The 18,946-nt window shown below is 69.0% G+C and carries 19 protein-coding genes and 1 pseudogene; 3 read left to right on the top strand and 17 right to left on the bottom strand.

All coding sequences use genetic code 11. The annotated features are described in order from the left end of the window. Positions 1-47: 47 nt before the first annotated feature. The 7 genes and pseudogenes from AB0H50_RS34715 to AB0H50_RS34685 form a co-directional block, all read right to left on the bottom strand. A complete protein-coding gene (locus tag AB0H50_RS34715; protein ID WP_218469150.1) occupies positions 48-194 on the bottom strand; it encodes a DUF1059 domain-containing protein in 147 nt (48 codons plus the stop codon). 108 nt (positions 195-302) lie between these two features. After that, a complete protein-coding gene (locus AB0H50_RS34710) occupies positions 303-638 on the bottom strand; it encodes an SAM-dependent methyltransferase (RefSeq protein WP_357461366.1) in 336 nt (111 codons plus the stop codon). 97 nt (positions 639-735) lie between these two features. Further along, positions 736-1,110 (bottom strand): annotated as a pseudogene (locus tag AB0H50_RS34705) (SAM-dependent methyltransferase); the annotation flags it as partial. A 197-nt stretch (positions 1,111-1,307) separates the two neighbouring features. After that, positions 1,308-2,345, bottom strand: a complete 1,038-nt coding sequence (gene dmpG, locus AB0H50_RS34700; RefSeq protein ID WP_357461290.1) for a 4-hydroxy-2-oxovalerate aldolase — start codon at positions 2,343-2,345, stop codon at positions 1,308-1,310. A 12-nt stretch (positions 2,346-2,357) separates the two neighbouring features. Further along, positions 2,358-3,302, bottom strand: coding sequence for an acetaldehyde dehydrogenase (acetylating) (locus AB0H50_RS34695; protein WP_357461288.1), 945 nt, complete (start codon positions 3,300-3,302; stop codon positions 2,358-2,360). 94 nt (positions 3,303-3,396) lie between these two features. Then, entirely contained in the window at positions 3,397-4,182 is a 786-nt protein-coding gene (locus AB0H50_RS34690; RefSeq protein WP_357461285.1) for a 2-keto-4-pentenoate hydratase, read from the bottom strand. Position 4,183: 1 nt separating this feature from the next. Then, positions 4,184-5,809: an FAD-binding protein gene (locus tag AB0H50_RS34685; RefSeq protein ID WP_357461283.1), complete on the bottom strand. Its 1,626-nt coding sequence runs from the start codon at positions 5,807-5,809 to the stop codon at positions 4,184-4,186. 114 nt (positions 5,810-5,923) lie between these two features. Between AB0H50_RS34685 and kstD the strand changes: the two genes are divergently transcribed. Both kstD and AB0H50_RS34675 read left to right on the top strand, forming a co-directional pair. Beyond that, complete coding sequence (kstD, locus tag AB0H50_RS34680; protein WP_357461280.1) at positions 5,924-7,639, top strand: 3-oxosteroid 1-dehydrogenase; 1,716 nt, start codon at positions 5,924-5,926, stop codon at positions 7,637-7,639. Positions 7,640-7,848: 209 nt separating this feature from the next. Beyond that, a complete protein-coding gene (locus AB0H50_RS34675) occupies positions 7,849-8,709 on the top strand; it encodes a MaoC/PaaZ C-terminal domain-containing protein (RefSeq protein ID WP_357461278.1) in 861 nt (286 codons plus the stop codon). A 251-nt stretch (positions 8,710-8,960) separates the two neighbouring features. Here AB0H50_RS34675 and AB0H50_RS34670 read toward each other — a convergent pair whose 3' ends face one another. The 6 genes from AB0H50_RS34670 to zapE all read right to left on the bottom strand — a co-directional run bounded on the left by AB0H50_RS34670 (position 8,961) and on the right by zapE (position 14,412). Next, complete coding sequence (locus tag AB0H50_RS34670; RefSeq protein WP_357461276.1) at positions 8,961-9,416, bottom strand: hypothetical protein; 456 nt, start codon at positions 9,414-9,416, stop codon at positions 8,961-8,963. Then, the gene (locus AB0H50_RS34665; RefSeq protein ID WP_357461274.1) at positions 9,413-10,696 is read right to left on the bottom strand and encodes a DUF58 domain-containing protein; all 1,284 of its coding nucleotides are present in this window, start codon (positions 10,694-10,696) and stop codon (positions 9,413-9,415) included. Before AB0H50_RS34665 ends, AB0H50_RS34670 begins: the two co-directional genes overlap by 4 nt. Next, positions 10,693-11,655: a MoxR family ATPase gene (locus AB0H50_RS34660; protein WP_357461271.1), complete on the bottom strand. Its 963-nt coding sequence runs from the start codon at positions 11,653-11,655 to the stop codon at positions 10,693-10,695. The genes AB0H50_RS34665 and AB0H50_RS34660 overlap by 4 nt, the downstream gene beginning before the upstream one ends. 28 nt (positions 11,656-11,683) lie before the next feature. Then, complete coding sequence (locus AB0H50_RS34655; protein ID WP_357461269.1) at positions 11,684-12,178, bottom strand: hypothetical protein; 495 nt, start codon at positions 12,176-12,178, stop codon at positions 11,684-11,686. Continuing rightward, positions 12,175-13,092: a DUF4129 domain-containing protein gene (locus AB0H50_RS34650; protein WP_357461267.1), complete on the bottom strand. Its 918-nt coding sequence runs from the start codon at positions 13,090-13,092 to the stop codon at positions 12,175-12,177. Before AB0H50_RS34650 ends, AB0H50_RS34655 begins: the two co-directional genes overlap by 4 nt. Before the next feature lie 171 nt (positions 13,093-13,263). Next, complete coding sequence (zapE, locus tag AB0H50_RS34645; RefSeq protein WP_357461265.1) at positions 13,264-14,412, bottom strand: cell division protein ZapE; 1,149 nt, start codon at positions 14,410-14,412, stop codon at positions 13,264-13,266. Between the two features lie 80 nt (positions 14,413-14,492). Here zapE and AB0H50_RS34640 point away from each other — a divergent pair, with 80 nt between their 5' ends. Further along, complete coding sequence (locus AB0H50_RS34640; RefSeq protein WP_357461263.1) at positions 14,493-15,071, top strand: TetR family transcriptional regulator; 579 nt, start codon at positions 14,493-14,495, stop codon at positions 15,069-15,071. A 331-nt stretch (positions 15,072-15,402) separates the two neighbouring features. Here AB0H50_RS34640 and AB0H50_RS34635 read toward each other — a convergent pair whose 3' ends face one another. The 4 genes from AB0H50_RS34635 to AB0H50_RS34620 form a co-directional block, all read right to left on the bottom strand. Continuing rightward, complete coding sequence (locus AB0H50_RS34635; protein WP_357461261.1) at positions 15,403-15,840, bottom strand: NUDIX domain-containing protein; 438 nt, start codon at positions 15,838-15,840, stop codon at positions 15,403-15,405. Positions 15,841-16,373: 533 nt separating this feature from the next. Continuing rightward, positions 16,374-17,549 carry a lipid-transfer protein gene (locus AB0H50_RS34630; protein ID WP_357461259.1) on the bottom strand — a complete coding sequence of 392 codons (1,176 nt, stop codon included), beginning with the start codon at positions 17,547-17,549 and terminating at the stop codon, positions 16,374-16,376. Then, positions 17,542-17,997 (bottom strand): MaoC family dehydratase, encoded by a 456-nt coding sequence (locus AB0H50_RS34625; protein WP_357461256.1) that lies wholly within the window; start codon positions 17,995-17,997, stop codon positions 17,542-17,544. The genes AB0H50_RS34630 and AB0H50_RS34625 overlap by 8 nt, the downstream gene beginning before the upstream one ends. After that, the gene (locus AB0H50_RS34620) at positions 17,994-18,932 is read right to left on the bottom strand and encodes an OB-fold domain-containing protein (RefSeq protein WP_357461254.1); all 939 of its coding nucleotides are present in this window, start codon (positions 18,930-18,932) and stop codon (positions 17,994-17,996) included. The genes AB0H50_RS34625 and AB0H50_RS34620 overlap by 4 nt, the downstream gene beginning before the upstream one ends. Positions 18,933-18,946 lie beyond the last annotated feature (14 nt).

The following is an 18,946-nucleotide window of genomic DNA, read 5'->3' as shown; positions in this document are numbered from 1 at the left end:
GCAGGGCTCGCATACGCGATCGGCAGCGCAGTGGAGCCGCGCGCGTATCAGTAGGCGATGAAAAGGATCTCGTCGCGCGAGTAATCGTGCCCCGGGTGCTTCTCCGCCAGATGCGCCTGCGTCTTCGCGACGAGATCGTCCTCGTCGGTCCCGACGATGGCCTCGCCGCAGGGGCAGTTCAGGTTTCGCTTCATCATCCGTCCTAGGTCGCAGTCGACAGGTCGCGCGGACTCGACGCTACCCGCCGTGCGCCGCCGACTGAATGAGCAATGGTGTAAATCAGGGCAATTCGGATACGAGGTCTACGGCTTCTGAGCCAGGCCCGCGACGATGAGCTGCTCCCAAACCGTGAGTTCGCGCAGGGCGGTCGGACCTTCGACTGGCTCGGGCCGCCACTGCGAGACCGGGACGACGCCGGGCTCGAGGATCTCCAGATCACCGAACAGCGCCGCGATCTCCTCGTCGGTGCGCCAGCGCCCGCGCCCGAAGGTGGCCTGCAACTTCGCCTCGACCGCCTCCGTCTCGGCGTTGCGCCCCGAGCGGAAATGCGAAATGAATATCGCGCTGCCGGACGGGATCTGGTCGCTCCAGAAGCGAACCACATCGGCGGGATACTCGTCGTCGTTGAGGTGATGCAGGATGGCGCTGAAGATGACGGCGACCGGCTGATCGAAAATCGATCAAAGCGGTGACCTCGGGATGCTCGCGAATCGTCTTGGAGTCGCGAACGTCGGCCTGGATGACGACCGTCCGCTCGTCGGAGGCCAGCAGCGCGCGCCCGTGCGCCAGCACGATGGGATCGTTGTCGATGTACGCCACCTTGGCATCGGGGGCGTGCCGCTGCGCGACCTGGTGCACGTTGTCGGCGGTGGGCAGACCGCTGCCGAGATCGATGAACTGCCGCAGGCCCGCCTGAGCGAGTTCGCTTACCGCGCGCACCAATACCTGCCGGTTGGACGTGGCGATCACCACCGAACCGGGGAGGTTGTTCTTGAAGTGGTCGCCGATCTCCTGGTCGACCGGGTAGTAGTCCTTGCCGCCGAGCAGATAGTCGTAGACCCGAGCGATGCTGGGCTTGGACTGATCGATCGCATTGGAGCTTTCGGTCACTTTCGCACCCCCGATTCACCGGACAATGTGTGCCCAATAGTAGGAGATCGCGCGTGCCGTGGCAGAAGCTCGGCGTCCGACTGTTCAGAACCGCTGTGTAATTCGACCGCCGATGGCGTCGGTGAACCGACGTCGGCGGTCAGACGATCCGGCCCGCGAGCGGTGGCGAACCACCCGCGGGCCGGTCGCTTCGCCGGTCAGGCGGAGACGGCCTGCTGTTCGCGCTGCAACTCCAGTGCGATGTCGATGAGCTGGTCTTCCTGACCGCCGACGAGCTTGCGCTTGCCCGCACGCACGAGCATCTCGGCGGCGGAGACGCCGTAGCGTTCGGCCTGACGCTCGGCGTGCTTGAGGAAGCTGGAGTAGACACCGGCGTAGCCCATCATCAGGGCCTGGCGATCCAGCAGGCATTCCTGCGGCATGGCCGGACGGACCACGTCCTCGGCGGCGTCGGCGATGGCGAAGAAATCGATGCCGGTGCTGATGCCGAGCTTGTCGCAGACGCCGACCAGCGCCTCGACCGGTGTGTTGCCCGCGCCCGCGCCGAAACGGCGTGCGCTGCCGTCGATCTGGGTGGCGCCCGCGCGAATGGCGTAGATGGAGTTCGCCACGGCGAGATCGAGGTTCTCGTGACCGTGGAAACCGACCTGGGCATCGTTACCGAGTTCCGCGACGACGGCCGCGACGCGGTCGGAAACCTGCTCCAGGACAAGGGCTCCCGCGGAATCGACGATGTACACGCACTGACACCCCGCGTCGGCCATGATGCGCGCCTGCTTGGCGAGCACCTCGGGCGGCTGGGTGTGCGACATCATCAGGAAGCCGACGGTTTCCAGCCCGAGTTCGCGGGCGAGGCCGAAGTGCTGGATGGAAACGTCCGCCTCGGTGCAGTGGGTGGCGATGCGGCAGATGGACGCGCCGTTGTCCAGGGAGACCTTGATGTCCTCCTTGACGCCGACGCCGGGCAGCATGAGCACCGCGATCTTGGCCTGTGTGGCCGTCTCGGCGGCGATCTTCACCAGCTCCTGTTCGGGGGTCTTGGAGAAGCCGTAGTTGAACGAGGAACCGCCGAGCCCGTCGCCGTGGGTCACCTCGATGACCGGAACGCCCGCGCCGTCGAGCGCCGCGACGATGTCGCGCACCTCGGTGGCGGTGAACTGGTGGCGCTTGTGGTGCGAGCCGTCGCGCAGCGAGGTGTCGGTGACGCGGATATCGAGTTCTGCTGAATAAGCCATGGGAAACGCTCCTTACACCCGGGCCGAAGGTGCTGTGTCTGATTGGTCGCCTCGCTGCGCTCGGCTCACCTGCTTGGCGATGACCTCGCCGACCTGGGTGGCCGCGGCGGTCATGATGTCGAGGTTGCCCGCGTACGGGGGCAGGAAGTCACCCGCGCCCTCGACCTCTACGAAGACCGAGACCTTCGCAAGGCCGCCGGAGACCACCGACGGCTCGTCGAACTGCGGTTCGTTCAGCAGGCGGTAGCCGGGCACGTACTGCTGGATGTCGGCGACCATCCGATGGATGGAGTCGCCGATCGCGTCGGTGTCGGCGTCCTCCGGGATGGCGCAGAAGATGGTGTCGCGCATGATCATCGGCGGCTCGGCCGGGTTCAGGATGATGATCGCCTTGCCGCGTTCAGCGCCGCCGATGGTCTCGACGCCGCGGCTGGTGGTCTTGGTGAACTCGTCGATGTTGGCGCGGGTGCCGGGCCCGGCGGACACCGACGACACCGAGGCGACGATCTCGGCGTACGGCACGGGCACGACGCGCGACACGGCCGCCACGATCGGGATGGTGGCCTGGCCGCCGCAGGTGATCATGTTGACGTTCGGCGCGTCCAGGTTGGCGCCGAGGTTCACCGGCGGCACCACGGCGGGACCGACCGCGGCCGGAGTGAGGTCCACCGCGCGGATGCCCGCCTCGGCGTACTTCGGCGCGGCGGCGCGATGCACGTAGGCGGAGGTGGCCTCGAAAACCAGGTCGGGCAGCTCGGATTGGCCGAGCAGCCAGTCGACGCCCTCGTGCGAGGTCTCCAGCCCGAGCCCGCGAGCCCGCTTCAGGCCCTCGCTCTCCGGATCGATGCCGATCATCCAGCGCGGCTCGATGACGTCCGAGCGCAGCAGCTTGTAGAGCAGATCGGTGCTGATATTGCCGGACCCGACGATCGCGGCGGTTACGGTCCTGTCGGACACGATTGGCCTCCTTGCAGATGGCGGCCGGCGAAGCCGGCGGGATGGACTGGGACTCTCAGGGTTGACGGCCGGCGAAGCCGGCGGGGTGGGTAGCTCAGGTGAATTGCAGTCGGACCGAACCGAGTCCGGCGAACTCGGCGAGGAACTTGTCACCGGGACGGGCGTCGATGGCGCGGGTGCACGATCCGGGCAGCACGACGTCGCCCTCCTTCAGCCGCACCCCGAACGAGGCGACCTTGCGCGCCAGCCAGGCCACCGCGATGACCGGGTCGCCGAGCACCGCATCGCTGCGCCCTTCGGCGACGACCTCGCCGTTGCGGGTGAGCACCGCGTCGATGGCCTTGATGTCGATGTCCTTCGGCGCGACCCGCTCGGGTCCGAGCACGTAGCCCGCCGAGGACGCGTTGTCCGAGATGGTGTCGCACAGGCCGATGTTCCAGTCCTTGATCCTGGAATCGATCAGCTCGATCGCGGGCGCGTAGGCGACCGTCGCGGCGAGCACGTCCTCCTCGGTGCAGTCCGCGCCGGGCAGGTCGGCGCCGAGCACGAACCCGACCTCGACCTCGACGCGCGGGAACAGGTAGCGGCCCGCCTCGACCGGAACGTCTTCGAACACTTGCATTTCCGCGAGCAGGTGCCCGTAGTCGGGCTCGTCCACGCCCATCATCTGCTGCATGGCCTTGGACGAGAGGCCGACCTTGTGGCCGACCACGCGCGCGCCGCTGTCGAGCCTGCGGCGGATGTTGATCAGCTGGATCTCGTAGGCGTCGACCACGTCGATGTCGGGGTATCGCGCGACCAGCGGGTCGATGGCGACCCGATCGTTCTCGGCCCGCGCGAGTTCGTCGGCGAGTTCGGTTCGTACCGCGTCGGTCAGCACGCTAGTTTCCTTCCACTGTTGCTTTTTCGAGGACGGCCTGTTCGCCCGCAGCGGACCGTCCCGCGCGGCGACCGGAGAAGACGCAGTCGGCCAGCGACAGTCCGCTGACATAGGAGTCCGAGCAGATGCCGACGGCGGTCCGGCCCGCGGCGTACAGGCCCGGAATGTCGTCGCCGTCAGCGTTTTTCACCGCGCCGGTCCGCTCGTCGACGACCACGCCGCCGAGGGTGAGCATCGGACACGGATTGGTCAGGCTCGGTTTGATACCCACATCCAACAGCCAGTACGGGCCGCCGCCCACGATCTGGGTGAATTCGGCGGGCTTGCCGACCGGGTCGGGCGTGCCGTTCGCGATGGCGGCGTTGTGCGCGTCGACCGTCGCGCGCAGCCCGGCCGGATCGATACCCGCCTTGGCCGCGGCGGCTTCCAGCGTCGCGCCGCGCACGGCGCTGCGGCGCATCACCTCGAACTGGGCACGCTGGAACCAGGTCGCCTGGGTGCGGATCTGCCGGATCGCGGTGCGCATCAGGTTCGCGTCGGCGAGCAGCCAGCCCTTGCCTTCGTGCTCGTTGATCAGCGCGTGGCCGACCGCCGCGCCGTAGCGGGTCTCGTCGATCACCCGTCGACCGTGCGCGTCGACCAGCACCGAGCCGGTGAAAGCGCTGGGCGGCAGGATGAATCGCCAGGCCGAGACGTTGCCCATCCGGTCGGTCGCCGCGCCGGCCTGCCGCGCCAGCAGGATGCCGCTGCCGTCGTCGCCGGTGGTGCCGAGCGCGAGACCGGCGCGATACTGCGGGCCGTATTCGCCGAGCATCGCGCGGTTGGCGATGAAACCGCCCGCGCTCACGATCACGCCGCGCCGCGCCTGCACGCGAATCGTCTTGCCGTACCGGCGATCGAGCGCCTCGAGGCGCTTCTCCATCGACTTGCGCAGCGGCGGATAGTAGATGCCCGGCTTGGCCGCGAGTTTGGCCATGCGGCTGTAGCGTTCCCGGATCCGGCCGGGAGCGTCGCGCAGCGACCGACACTCGACGCCGATCACCGCGCTGTTGTCGTCGGTGATCAATCGTGTTGCCGCGGTGAGGATTTCGACCCGCACACCGCGACGCGAAGCGGAGGCGGCGAGCGGACCGGTGAGCTGCTTGCCCGAGGTGCCCTTGCCCTTGACGCGGTGGCCGCGCTGCGCCGGTTCGGCGACCTCACGGCCATAGCCGGAGACCTCGCTGCCGGAGTAGTACAGGTAGTAGCTGTCATTCGGATACGAGGTCTTGTATGGGCAGAGCGAGGCCTCGAAGGGCACGCCGTGTCCCTTCAGCCACTCGATCATGGCCGGGCTCTCGTCGACGAACCGCCGCAGGGTGGCCGGTGTGACGGCCGTGCCGACCTCGCGTTCCAGGTACGCGAGCATCTGCTCCGGGGTATCGTCCACCCCGGCCTCGCGCTGCACCGACGTGCCACCGCCCGCGTAGATGATGCCGCCGGACAGCGCGGACGCGCCGCCGCCGGTGAACCGCTCCAACACCAGCACCTGCGCGCCTGCCTCCGTCGCTTCCAGCGCGGCGGACGCGCCCGCGGCGCCGTAGCCGACGACGACCACGTCAGCGGTCAGGTCCCATTCGAGGTCCATGTACTTCACTCCGGTCCGAAACTGAAACAAGTTTCCTCGACAAATGGAACGCCGAGCAAGTCTTCTGCCACACAACATAGACCAATGGCGCGTCCATTCTATAACGTGTTCTACATGACAGATCCGGTTCTCGAGACACACAGCTACGACGTGGTGGTCGTCGGCAGTGGCGCCGCGGGCATGACCGCCGCCCTCACCGCCGCCCACCACGGCCTCAGCGCGGTGCTCATTGAAAAAGCCGCACACTACGGCGGGTCGACTGCGCGCTCGGGTGGCGGCGTGTGGATCCCCGGCAACAAGGCGCTGCGCGCGTCGGGCCGTCCCGACGACAGGGAGGACGCACGCACCTACCTGCACAGCATCGTCGGCGATGTCGTGCCAAAGGATCGGATCGACACCTACATCGACCGCGGCGCCGAAGCCTTCGACTTCGTGCTCGACCACACCCCGCTGAAGATGAAGTGGGTGCCCGGGTACTCGGACTACTACCCGGAGGCGCCCGGTGGACTCGGCGAAGGGCGCTCCTGCGAACCAACGCCGTTCAACCTCAAAGTCCTCGGCGCGGAGCGGGACAACCTGGAACCGCCCTACGCCAAGGCGCCGTTGAACGTGGTCGTCATGCAGGCGGATTTCGTTCGCCTCAACCTCATTCGCCGCCACCCGAAGGGCATGATGCGCGCCATGCGCGTCGGCGCGCGCACGTACTGGGCGAAGTTCACCGGCAAGCACATCGTCGGCATGGGGCAGGCCATCATCGCCGCGATGCGCAAGGGGCTGATGGACGCGAACGTGCCGGTGCTGCTGAACACTCCGATGACCGAACTGATCATGGAGAACGGTGTGGTCACGGGCGTCGAGGCGATGGTGGACGGCAAGCCCGTCGTGTTCACCGCGCGCCACGGCGTCGTGCTCGGCAGCGGCGGCTTCGAACACAACGCGGAGATGCGCGCGAAGTATCAGCGCCAGCCCATCACCACCGAGTGGACGACCGGCGCGACGGCGAACACCGGCGACGGCATCCGCGCGGGCATGGCGGCGGGCGGCGCGGTCGACTTCATGGAGGACGCATGGTGGGGGCCGACCGTTTTCAAGGGCGGTAGGCCGTGGTTCGCCCTCGCCGAGCGCAATCTGCCCGGCTGCATCATCGTCAACCACGACGGCAAGCGATTCGGTAATGAGTCCGCTCCTTACGTCGAGGCTGTGCACACCATGTACGGCGGCGAATACGGGCAGGGTGAAGGTCCCGGGGAGAACATCCCCGCGTGGCTGGTGTTCGACCAGCGCTACCGGAACCGCTACATCTTTGCCGGATTGCAGCCTGGTCTGCGCTTTCCGTCCCGCTGGATGGAAAACGACAACATCGTCAAGGCCGACAGCCTGGCAGAGCTGGCCGCCGCGATCGGCGTGCCCGCGGAGAATCTGACCGCGACCGTCGCGCGGTTCAACACGTTCGCCGAGACCGGCACCGACGAGGACTTCGGCCGCGGCAACAGCCACTACGACCGGTACTACGGCGACCCCACGGTGAAGCCGAACCCCTGCCTCGCCGGACTGGTGCAGGGCCCGTTCTACGCGGCCAAGATGGTGCCCGGCGATCTCGGCACCAAGGGCGGCCTGGTCGCCGACTCGGCGGGCCGGGTACTGCGCGAAGACGGCAGCACCATCGAGGGCCTCTACGCCTCAGGCAACTGCTCGACCCCGGTCATGGGCCACACCTACGCGGGCCCCGGCGCAACCATCGGCCCGGCCATCACCTTCGGCTACCTCGCCGTCCTCGACATCGCCGAGCGCAAGCAAGAGCAGCCCGCCGCGGCGGCCTCCGAGGCATAGCCGCATGCCTTTGCCACACAGCCACCACACGGTTCACACAGGCGGTGCCTATGTGAACCGTGTGAAACATGTGTGGCAGCCACCCGAACCGCGCCAGCTGCTGTCCCGGCGAGTGGGTACGGCGTTGCCAGCGGTACACGCCTGACCGCAGGATCGATTCGTGGGCCGGGGCGATCGAATCCGTCCACAACCATGCACAAGGAGAATTGATGCCCATCGACCCGAAGATCGCGCTCGGCGCGGAGCTGCCGAGCCGGGAGTTCGCGTGGACGCCGTCGGATGTGCAGCTCTATCAGCTCGGGCTCGGCGCGGGTGCGCGGTGGACCGAGGCGGACGAGCTGCGCTACCTGGACGATCGGGAGCCGCAGGTGCTGCCGACGTTCGCGACCGTGGCGCAGACCTTGCACGAGACCGAGCCGCCCAAGGTGAGCTTCCCCGGCATCGACATCGACCTGGCGAAGGTGGTGCACGGACACCAGGAGGTGGAGGTGCACCGGCCGATCCCCGCCGCGGGCAAGGCGACGAGCACCGGGCGGATCAGCGAGATCTGGGACAAGGGTTCGGCCGCGGTGGTCGTACAGGAGCACACCATCATCGGTTCCGATGGCGCACCGCTGTGGACGACCCGCTCGTCCATCTTCGCCAAGGGTGAGGGCGGTTTCGGCGGCGAACGCGGCCCGAGCAACAAGTCGGAACTGCCCGATCGCGCACCGGATTTCGACGTCACCACGCGCACGCTGCCGCAGCAGGCGCTGCTCTACCGGATGCTCGGCGACCGCAATCCGCTGCACTCCGATCCCGGGTTCGCGCGCGCCGCGGGCTTCCCCAACCCGATCCTGCACGGCCTGTGCACCTACGGGATCGTCTGCAAGACCGCCACCGACACCGCCCTGGATTCCGACGCGAGCCGCGTCACCGGCTTCCGCGCGCGCTTCGCCGGTGTGCTCTACCCGGGCGAGACCATCCGGACCCGAATCTGGCGGGCCGACAGTGAACTCGTCATCGCCGCGACAGTGGTCGAGCGCGAAGACGCGCCGGTGCTCGCGGACGTCAGCCTGAAGTTCAGGTAGGCGCCCGCGCGGCTCGCTCGGACCGACCGCCGTCGCAAACCCTTGCGATCGCTTTCGGTTCGGCCGGGCGAGCCACTTCGGCCGCCGTCGCGTGGGTGCGCACAACTATCGCGGCGGCGGCCGGGGCGATCGCCTCGGGCCGGTTGTCGAGCCAGGCCATGGATCACCCAGGCGTGCAACACAATTACCGCCGACGGCTCGTGAGGTCTGTCTGGCCGTCCCGCTACCTCCAGACAGTGGATACCCGCGACCTAGCCAACTGGTGGTCCGGCCAGTTCTTCGGTTCTATTGCGGGGGCCGAGTCCTTGGATCACCAAGGCGTACAACACGATCACGACGACTGGGGCGAGTGCGGGCGCCCAGGCCAGGCGTAGGGGGAGCAGGGCCGCGCCCACCGCGCAGGCGGCGAAGGCGACGGCGCCGACGACCGAGGGCAGGGTGGTCGGGACGACGCCGATCGGTGCGGTCACGGTGGCCGCGTTCAGCAGGTAGGCGGTGGCGACCAGGCCCGTCGCGGCGGCGGCGAGCACGCCGGTGTCGGCCCAGGCGAGCGCGCCGATCGCGACGAGGACCGCGGCGACAGCGGCGGGTCGGAACCACCAGCCGGCGACCACCAGGATCAGCGCGGGGATGCCCGCCAGCGGCGCCGTCAGGATGACCGAGGCGACGAGCAGGACGCCCGCGAGGACGGCGAGGAATCTGGTCATCTGCGCACCCGCACGGTTCGACGGTGTTCGGGCAGCAGGCGCATGATCTCGTCGAGCCTGGCGTCCTGCGCCCACGGCACGATGTCGACGCCGACCGTGCCCATGTCGCGGTACATGGAGGCGCGTTCCAGCTGCCACATACGGGCCAGCGTCCGGTCGAGCCCCTCGCGAAACGGCGTGCCGCGCAACACGTCCACCACCACGACGACGTGCCCGCGTTTGCGCAGATCGATCAGCGCCAGCGCGAACTGGGTGTCGAGCAGCGTGGAGAACGCCACCACGATCGCGCCGATCGGCACCGCGGCGTGCGGTGCCAGGGTGCCGGTGGTGGGGATGTGCTCGTCGCCGACGTCGAGCACGGTGTCGACGATGCGGTAGAACTGGCGCCGCCCGATGTCGGGGCGCAGCCAGCGCGGATGCTGGCCGAGGCAGACCACGGCGGTCCGGTCGCCCGCCTGCAGAGTCGACTGCACGACCTGGGCCGCGCCGCGCACCGACAGCTCGAGCGAATCGGTCGCAGGGCCCGGCGCCTGCTGCGAGGTGTCGACCAGCACGACGACGTCGGCGGACCGGTTGGTCAGCCGCTCGGTGACGTAGAGCCGCCCGCGCCGGGCGCTCACCGGCCAGTTCACGATCCGCAGCTGATCACCCGGCGCGTAGGCGCGAATGTCGGCGTACTCCACGCCGGGCCCGTGGCGGCGGGTCAGGTGAGTGCCGAGTCGTTCGGGAAGTTCGGTGCGCGGCAATCGCATTCGCTGCGGGTCGGTCACCGGGTAGACGAACAACTGTCCCGCGGGCAGCGTCGCGGTGGCGATGGCGAGTCCGGCCGGGCTGAGCGCGGACACCCGCACCGACACCGGGTAACGGCCCCAGCGCTGGGCCGACAACGCCAGCCGCAGCCCGGCGGGCGCCGCCCCTGAGTCGCTCGCCTCCTCGATTTCGATCCCGAGTTCTGCTGCCGCCTGCGGTTTCAGACGCAGCAGCGCGTGCCCCGCATCGACGAAGGCGGCGACGGTGAGCACCACCTCCTCGGTCTCGAAGCAACGCAGCGTGCCGCCACCGTCGACCTGAATCCTGGTCCGCGACTGCTGCCACGGCGCGGTCGCGAGCACGCCGAGCAGCGGCGCGGCGAAGACCACCAGCTGCCAGCGCGCGGTGACCACCGCGACCACCAGCGCCACCGCCGCGCAGACCGCCAGCATGTACACCAGAGGCGCAGGGCGCCACCGCAATTCGGCCTCGACGGTGGCGCTCGCGTCGCGGTGCCTGGAGCGGGTCATGTCTGGGTGGCGCGCGGGACCGGCAGGCGGCGCAGTAGTTCGGCGATCACATCCTCGCCGCGGATCCGGCGCACCCACATCTCGGGGCGCAACGTGATCCGGTGCGCCATGGCCGGAATCGCAAGCGCCTTCACGTCTTCCGGAATGACGTAGTCCCGGCCGAGCAGCAGCGCGCGGGCCCGCGACATCTGCACCAGATCCAGTTCGGCGCGGGGACTCGCGCCCACCTCGACCTGTGGATGCCCGCGGGTCGCACCGGCCAGGGCGACGACGTAGCCGACCACGTCGGGATGCACCGTGACGTATTCGACCGACTGCCGCATCTCCAGCAGCCCGTTGGCGTCCACCACCTTGCCGATCTGCGGCGGCGTCGCGCCGCGTTCCAGGCGCCTGCGGATCATCTGGGTCTCGTCGTGCTCGGAGAGGTAACCGAGCCGCAGCTGAATGGCGAAGCGGTCCAGCTGCGCCTCGGGCAGCGGGTAGGTGCCCTCGTATTCGATGGGGTTGTCGGTGGCGAGCACGATGAACGGCTGCGGCAGTGGGAAGGTCTCGCCGTCGATGCTTACCTGCCCCTCCGCCATCGCCTCCAGCAGCGCGGCCTGGGTCTTCGGCGGGGTGCGGTTCACCTCGTCGGCCAGCAGCACGTTGGTGAACACCGGACCGCGGCGGAAGTTGAACCGCCCCGAGTTCATGTCGTAGATGGTGGAGCCGAGCAGGTCGGCGGGCAGCAGGTCGGGGGTGAACTGCACCCGGGTGAAGTCCAAGCCGAGCGCGGCGGCGAAGGACCTCGCGATCAGCGTCTTGCCGAGTCCGGGCAGATCCTCGATCAGGACGTGCCCACCGGAGAGCACGGCGATCATGATCAGCTGCAATTCATCGCGCTTGCCGACGATGACGCGAGACAGCTCCCGCAGCACCGCGTCGGTGCGCTGGACGGTCGCGTCCAGTGGCATCGTCATTTGTCTACTCGCACTTGCTCAACCCATTTCACATTTGCAGGCGGCGCAGGATCTCGTCCAGCGCCGCCCGGCCCGGTGCGCGCGTCGTCTGATCGCGCAATGCCGAGTTCGCCGGATCCACCCAGCGCCACAGTTCCGGTCCGAACTGCAGAATCCCGGCCGCTTCCGTCGCCCTGCGGTTCTTGGCTACCCGCATGCCCGTGGACAACTCGAATTCTTTGGCAAGTAGTGGACGCAGGTGCCGATCCCAGTCGGCCCGGCTGCCGTCGGCCCGGTCGGCCAGCATCTGCGCCCGCGCCTGCCAGCGGTTCAGCATCTCCAACGGACCGTTCTCGATGTCGTCGGCGTGGTCGTCGCGCTCGGCGTTCGCACGCTCGCGCAACGTCCAGATCAGCTGGAAGATCGCGAGGGCGACGGGGACGGCGGCGAGCAGCAGCATCGCCCCGCGCGCCTTGCCGAACGCGATCAGTTCGAGCACCACCACCGCGCATATCGCGGCGGCGGCGATCCCCGCCCTGTTCATTCGGCCATCACCTCCCCTTGCAGATCGGCGAGCACGATCCGCAGCAGTTGTTCGGCGCGCATACGCTGCCACTCCAGCATCGAATGCGGGCTGAATCTGGCCTCCTCGAACAGCGCGACCAGCTCGCGCGCGGAGGCGTCGTGCAGCGCGCCGCGCTCGAACGCGCGGGCCAGCACTTCCATCGGGGTGTCGGAGGCCAGCGGGGCGGCCGCGCGGTCGACGGCGAGGCCGCGCTCCATCGCCACATAGCAGGCGATTATGGCGGTGCGCGGGTCTTGGCCCGGCGCGTTCATCGCGGCCAGACCCATCTCGGCGGCCCTGGCCAGCGAGTCGACAACGGCCTCCGGGGCGGGAGCTTCCTGCGGGGGCGCGGGGACGGGCTTGCGCCTGGCCGTCGCCGCGACCACCACGAGGCCGACCAGGGCGACCCCGACCAACACACCTGCGGCGACCACCGTCAGCACCAGGCTGGTGCCGGTCAGGCTTTCGGCTCCGCCGGGCTGGGGCGGCGGTGTGGTCGGGAGGTATTCGGGCGGCGCGCCCTCGCCGGTGGCGGGCGAAGGCTCAGCGGGCTGAACCTGCCTGCCCGCGCCGACGAAGAACACGGCGGAAGCGGCGGCAAGCACCAGCGAGAGACCGGCCAACGCCGCGAGCACCAGCAGGCCGACGCGGCCGAGCTTCCACTGCCTGCGCTCGGGTTCGCGATCCGGTTCTGGCATGGCGAGCGGCAGCCGGTGCTGGCTGGCGATCACGCCCGCCAGCAGAATCACCACGGAAACCGTGAGCAGCACCGGCATCAGGGCCACGGCGAGCGCGTTGGGCCCCGACTGACGATCGGTGGTCTCGACCGCGCCAGGAATGTGCCCGCGCAGTGCGATCGCGGCAACGGCGAGCAGCGTGATCAGCACAATCACGCGCGATATCGGCGCTCGCGCCCGGACCACCAGCGTTACCACCAAACCATGAGTACTGCTCGAATCAGCCACATAGTTACATGCCGAGCGGTCCGCTCGGGAGGGAATCGAATACTTCGGATCACCTCCTTTTTAACCCGGTTATCGGCGAGTCGCCGCAGGTCGGCCCGCTTACCAAGCCGCGGCGGTCACCGGCTGTGAGATCTCACAGAGGCGGCTGGCGGTGCGCGAAATATCCGGGACGCCGACCACGCCGTCGACCAGCTCCGGCAGCGGCGCGGCGGCGCAGAGTGTCAGCTCCAGATCGGCGTCGTAGAGCACGTCGACGAGATTCACCAGGCGCATCGCCCAGTCCGGCGGCACCTCGCGCAATCGGGGCACGTCCTCGATCGTCCAGCGCCGGAAGCGCTGAGCCAGCCGCACGTAGTCGGCGGCCGAGGTTGCCGTGCCGCAGAGCGCGGCGAAGTCGACAGTGATCGCGTCACCGTCGACGGCGCGCACCCGCAGTGTGCGGTCGCCGATCGGGATCGTGAGCATGCCGGCTGCGCGGGCGGTGCGGACGGCGTTCGCCTCGGCGGCCGCCGCGCGCGTGCCGAAATCGCCGACCGGGGCCGTGAACGCCTCGGCCACGCTGGCCCCCGTGACCGTCATCGCCTCAGCCGCACAGGCGTCGCCGACCGGGACCATCCTCGCGTCGGCGGCGGTGCGAGTGGTGGGGGCGGCCGGCGTCTCCGCTTCGCTCTCGGTCGGCGGGCAGCCGATCAGGTAACGCCCGGCCGCGAAACCCCCTGTGGCGTCGCGCTTGCGCAGGGCGCGGTAGTCGGTGGGTCCGTCCACCGAGATCACGTCGAGGCGCTCGACGATGCGCGCGATGGTCGGCAGGAACCGGTCGTGGAACAGCGGGTTCGGCAGCAGCTGCTCGGGCGGGTAGTTCGAGGTGAGGACGAGCGCGATGCGGCGGGCGAACAGCGCGTCCAGCATGCGGGCGATGAGCATCGCGTCACCGATGTCGTGCACGTGGAATTCGTCGAAGCACACCAGGCGGGCGTCGCCGAGCAGGCGCTCTATCGCGGTGTCGATGGAGCCGGATTCGTGTGCGGCGCTGTGCAATTCGGCGAAGAATCGGTGGAAGTGGTAGCGCTTCACGCGGTCGGGGGTGACGGTGGCGATGAAGCGGTCCATCAGCATGGTCTTGCCGCGGCCAGGTCGGCCGTGCAGGTAGACGCCGCGCGCGCCCTTGACCGGACGGCCGCGTCCGTCCACCAGCCGAGCCAGCTGGTCAGCGGCCGCGCGCTGATCCGCGTCGAGTTCGATGGTCATCCGAGCCTCCCGTCTCTACAGGTGTAGAGTCCTCTACAGTTGTAGAGCACGGAGTGGGGCGCGACCAAGGGAAGGTGACGATGTCCACAACCGACCGGCGCACTCTGATCGTCGACGCGGCCATCGAACTGATCGCCCGCAGCGGGCTTCGCGCGCTGACGCACCGCGCGCTGGACACGGCGCTCGAGCTGCCGCCCGGATCGTCCTCCTATTACTTCCGCACCAAACGCGCGCTGATCGAGGCGATCGCCGACCGGATCTCCGCGCGTTCCCGAAGCGATTTCGTCGCAGCGGGATTCGCCCCACCCGACGCGGCCGACCTTCCGTCGATCGCCCACGGCATCGCGATCTGGCTGGACCGGCTCCTCCTCGAACGCCGCGACCATCTCATCGCCCGGCACGCCCTGATAGTCGACCTGATCGGCGACCCGGAACTACACGCCCGGCTGAACAACAGCCTCTTCTCACTACAAGGCGCGCGGGAACTGTTCCGCGCCAACAACTTCTCCGACCCAGACACCGCCGCCGCCGACTTCCTCGCCGTCCTGGAGGGCGCGGTCTTCGACCGCTTCGCGGGCAACCGCAGCGACCTCCCACCCGGCACCCCCGCCAGCATCACGCAGCTGACCACCCTCCTCTCCCCCTATCTCCGCACCTGACCCGCCCCACACACCCTCGGCACGCTTCACATAGGCACCGACTATGCGCAGCGTGTCGAAGCTGTGTGCGGCCGATGATTACGGGTCCTGCGCAGCCACATCCCCGTACGCGAAGCGACTTGGGCCGCCGCGGCTCCGCAGACCTTCCGCACGCCTCGCAGACCGTACAACCTGTGCGAAGTGTGCAAACGGCGTGCGAGGTCGACGCACACGGCTATGGCGACTGGCCGGTGGCAGCTCAGTGCGACGAGGCCATGTCCCGGGGCCACACAGTTTTCGCACGCCTCACATAGGCACCGCCTGTGTGAGGCGGGCGGAGCGTGTGTGGGAGCTAGACGGGCCAGCCGCGCTGGGAGTAGGTGGCGCCGGTGAAGTAGGCGCGGATGCCAGCGGCGGGGTATTCGATGAGGTTCTTGGGCAACGCCGTCAGAGGGAACCAGGACAGCTCGTAGCACTTGTCGGGTTCACGGTTGACCGGTTCGCCGGACCAGGTGACGGCCTCGAAGAAGAGGCCGAGGCGGGCTTCGCGGCCAGGGGAGACGACGTGCGCGGTGTGGATGTGGCGCAGATCGGCGGGGTCGACGACGACGCCGATCTCCTCCATCGCCTCGCGAGCCGTCGCCGCGGTGGCCGACTCCCCCGCCTCGAGCTTGCCCGCGGGCAGGTGCCAGCGACCGTCGAACTCGTCCGCGCTGCGCCGCTTGCTCAACAGCACTTCGCCCGCGCGGACAAGCAGGATATGGACGTCGACGATGTGCCGGTCGGTCATAAGGCTCCTCCCGTGGCGGCGGACGTGCCGCTCCAACCTACGCGCGGCGACCGGCGGGTCGATACCGTGCGCGATCGCGAATCGATCGCCGCCGCAGCACAGGACACCGGAAGCCGCCAAGAGCACCCACACCGACCGGTACGCGCAGCGCGACACCGCACCCAGGCGCAACCCAACCGCCGCCGCAGCGCAGAACACCGAAAGGCCCGCGTAGGACCCATGCCGATCAGTACGTGCGACTCGACACCGCACCCAGGCGCAACCCAACCGCCGCCACAGCACAGAACACCGGCGGGCCCCACACGCGGACGTGCCGCTCCAACCTACGCGTGGCGACCGGCGGTGGAGACCGGGCGCGGGCGCGAGCCCGATCGCCGCCGCGGCTCGAGACACCTACACGCGAAGCGATATCGCACCCGAACCCGGTCGCCGCGGCGAACGCGAGACCCCGGAGCCCCGGCATCTCGGCAGGCGACGATCCCGGCGAACCACCTGCACCTGACGGTGCCCGCGTTCGGCGGAATCGATCGGAATCAGTTGGCGCTGAGCACCAGACCGGAGGTCGGCACGCCGGTGCCCGCGGTGACCACGATGTTGTGCAGCGCGTCGACCTGGTTGACCGACGTGCCGCGAATCTGGCGCACCGCTTCGGCGATGCCGTTCATGCCGTGGATGTACGCCTCGCCCAGCTGGCCGCCGTGCGTGTTGAGCGGCAGCCTGCCGCCGAGTTCGATCGCGCCGTCCGCGATGAAATCCTTGGCCTCGCCGCGACCGCAGAATCCGAGCTCCTCGAGCTGCATGAGCACGAACGGGGTGAAGTGATCGTAGAGGATCGCGGCCTGCATGTCTTGCGGGCCCAATCCGCTTTGCGCCCAGAGCTGTTCGCCGACGAGGCCCATCTCCGGCAGGCCGGACATGGCGTCGCGGTAGTAGCTGGTCATCACGTACTGGTCCGCGCCGGATCCCTGCGCGGCACCGACGATCACCGCGGGACGCTGCGGCAGGTCGCGGGCCCGCTCCACGCTCGTCACCACGATGGCCACGCCGCCGTCGGACTCCTGACAGCAATCGAGCAGGTGCAGCGGTTCGGCGATCCAGCGCGAATTCTGGTGGTCTTCCAGGGTGATCGGCTTGCCGTAGAAGAAGGCGTCCGGGTTCACCGCGGCGTGCTTGCGGTCGGCGACGGCGACCCGGCCGAAATCCGCGCTTGTCGCGCCGTAGACGTGCATGTAGCGGCGCGCCACCATGGCGACCTGGGCGGCGGGCGTGCCGAGACCCTGCGGATAGGACCAGCCCGCGTCGATGCCCGAGGAGGTCGGTGCGGTGGCCAGCGCCGTGGAGAACTGGCCGAACCGCGACACCGAACGCTCGTTGAAGGCGCGATAGGCGACCACCACGTCGGCGACGCCGGTGGCCACCGCCATGGCGGCCTGCTGCACGGTCGCGCAGGCCGCGCCGCCGCCGTACCCGATGTGGCTGAAGAACTTCAGCTGCGGAATTCCCGTCGCCCTTGCGACCGCCGCCTGGGTGTTGGTGTCCATCGTGAAGGTGGTCAGCCCGTCGACGTCGGCGGGCGTCAGGCCCGCGTCGGCGAGCGCCGCCGTGACGGCCTCGGCCGCCAGTCGCAACTCGCTGCGGCCGGAGTCCTTGGAGAAATCGGTGGCGCCGATGCCGACGATGGCGGCGCGTCCGGACAGAGCCTCAGTCATTCGTACCCCGCAGCGCGATGACGACTTTCGCCGTGATGTGGTCGCCGAGGCTGTCGCGCCCGACGACGTCGATGTGGATGTCCTCGTCGTCGACCGCGCTCACCGTGCCGGTGAGGGTCAGCGTGTCGCCCGCGTACAGCGGCACCCCGAGGCGCAGCGCGATCGACTTCACGATGGCGCGCGGGCCCGCCCAGTCGGTGACGAAGCGCTGCACCAAACCGGTGTCGGTGAGGATGTTGACGAAGATGTCCTTGGATCCGCGCGCGACGGCCTTGTCTCTGTCGTGGTGCACGTCCTGGAAATCGCGGGTGGCGATGGCCGTGCTGATCACGAAGGTCGGGTCGGCATGCACGACCAGTTCCGGCAGCGTCGCGCCGACCTGCGCGGCGGTGGCCCCACCCGCCGCCAGACCACCCCTCAACGAATCGCTTTGCGATGCTGTCGTCATTCGGTCACCGTCCAATACGGCAGAGTCGCCTCGTCGTCGAGCTTCTCGAACTCCACCCGCACCGGCAGGCCGACCTCGACCTCGGCCGGGTCGATGCCGCGCAACTCACCGAGCATCCGCACGCCCTCCTCCAATTCGACCAGCGCGACCACGAACGGCAGCTGCCGCCCTGGCACTTTCGGCGCGTGGTGCACGACGTAGCTGAACACCGTGCCGCGCCCCGAGGCGACCACGTACTCGGTCGGCTCGGACTTGTCCTGCCACAGCGCGGGGATCGGCGGGTGCCGCAGCGTGCCGTCCGGCAGCTTCTGGATCCGCAGTTCACCGAGCTTCGTTCCTTCCCAGAAGAATTCGGTGTCGTGCGAGACCAGCGGCTTGACCCGCTCGCCTGCGGGCTGCGCCGGGGCGGCGGCCGTGCCCGGCGCGAATTTCAGGATGCGGAAAAGCATTTCGGTGACGAGCTCGTCGCCCACCCGCCACGAGGTTCGGAAGGTGACGAACCAGCCGTCGCCGAGCCCGGTGCGCTTGGGTCCCGTGATGCTCTCCAGGCGGCTGGTGACGCTCACCTGTTCGCCGGGCACCAGGTACCGGTGGTAGATCTGCTCGCAGTTGGTGCCGACCACCGAGGTGAAGCCCGCCTCGTCGAGCAGTTCGGTGGTGGCGCCCATCGGATCGTCCTCCGGGCGAACACCGTTGAGCCCGAACATGGTCCACACCTGCGCCATGGCGGGCGGCGCGACGATGCCTGGGTGGCCCGCGGCGCGGGCAGCGGCCTCGTCGACGTAGATGGGGTTGGTGTCGCCGATGGCCTCGACCCAGTTGTTGATCATCGGCTGATTCACCGGGTCGCGCGCGAGGCGCGGCGCGCACTCGCCCGCCGCGATGATCTTCTCGGCGGCGGCGACGATCGCTTCCGGCGTTGACGTGTCCGGCACGACGCGGCTCCTTC

The organism is Nocardia sp. NPDC050793 (genome assembly GCF_040654065.1).
Lineage (GTDB): Bacteria > Actinomycetota > Actinomycetes > Mycobacteriales > Mycobacteriaceae > Nocardia.
The sequence above is the reverse complement of the archived record's forward strand: the minus strand, read 5'-3'. Positions and strand labels throughout refer to the sequence as shown.

Bases quoted from the DNA above. Each gene is read 5' to 3' on its own strand.
- AB0H50_RS34715 (WP_218469150.1), bottom strand. From the start codon at position 194: ATGAAGCGAAACCTGAACTGCCCCTGCGGCGAGGCCATCGTCGGGACC.
- dmpG (WP_357461290.1), bottom strand. From the start codon at position 2,345: ATGGCTTATTCAGCAGAACTCGATATCCGCGTCACCGACACCTCGCTG.
- AB0H50_RS34685 (WP_357461283.1), bottom strand. From the start codon at position 5,809: ATGGACCTCGAATGGGACCTGACCGCTGACGTGGTCGTCGTCGGCTAC.
- kstD (WP_357461280.1), top strand. From the start codon at position 5,924: ATGACAGATCCGGTTCTCGAGACACACAGCTACGACGTGGTGGTCGTC.
- AB0H50_RS34675 (WP_357461278.1), top strand. From the start codon at position 7,849: ATGCCCATCGACCCGAAGATCGCGCTCGGCGCGGAGCTGCCGAGCCGG.
- AB0H50_RS34670 (WP_357461276.1), bottom strand. From the start codon at position 9,416: ATGACCAGATTCCTCGCCGTCCTCGCGGGCGTCCTGCTCGTCGCCTCG.
- AB0H50_RS34665 (WP_357461274.1), bottom strand. From the start codon at position 10,696: ATGACCCGCTCCAGGCACCGCGACGCGAGCGCCACCGTCGAGGCCGAA.
- AB0H50_RS34660 (WP_357461271.1), bottom strand. From the start codon at position 11,655: ATGACGATGCCACTGGACGCGACCGTCCAGCGCACCGACGCGGTGCTG.
- AB0H50_RS34655 (WP_357461269.1), bottom strand. From the start codon at position 12,178: ATGAACAGGGCGGGGATCGCCGCCGCCGCGATATGCGCGGTGGTGGTG.
- zapE (WP_357461265.1), bottom strand. From the start codon at position 14,412: ATGACCATCGAACTCGACGCGGATCAGCGCGCGGCCGCTGACCAGCTG.
- AB0H50_RS34640 (WP_357461263.1), top strand. From the start codon at position 14,493: ATGTCCACAACCGACCGGCGCACTCTGATCGTCGACGCGGCCATCGAA.
- AB0H50_RS34635 (WP_357461261.1), bottom strand. From the start codon at position 15,840: ATGACCGACCGGCACATCGTCGACGTCCATATCCTGCTTGTCCGCGCG.
- AB0H50_RS34630 (WP_357461259.1), bottom strand. From the start codon at position 17,549: ATGACTGAGGCTCTGTCCGGACGCGCCGCCATCGTCGGCATCGGCGCC.
- AB0H50_RS34625 (WP_357461256.1), bottom strand. From the start codon at position 17,997: ATGACGACAGCATCGCAAAGCGATTCGTTGAGGGGTGGTCTGGCGGCG.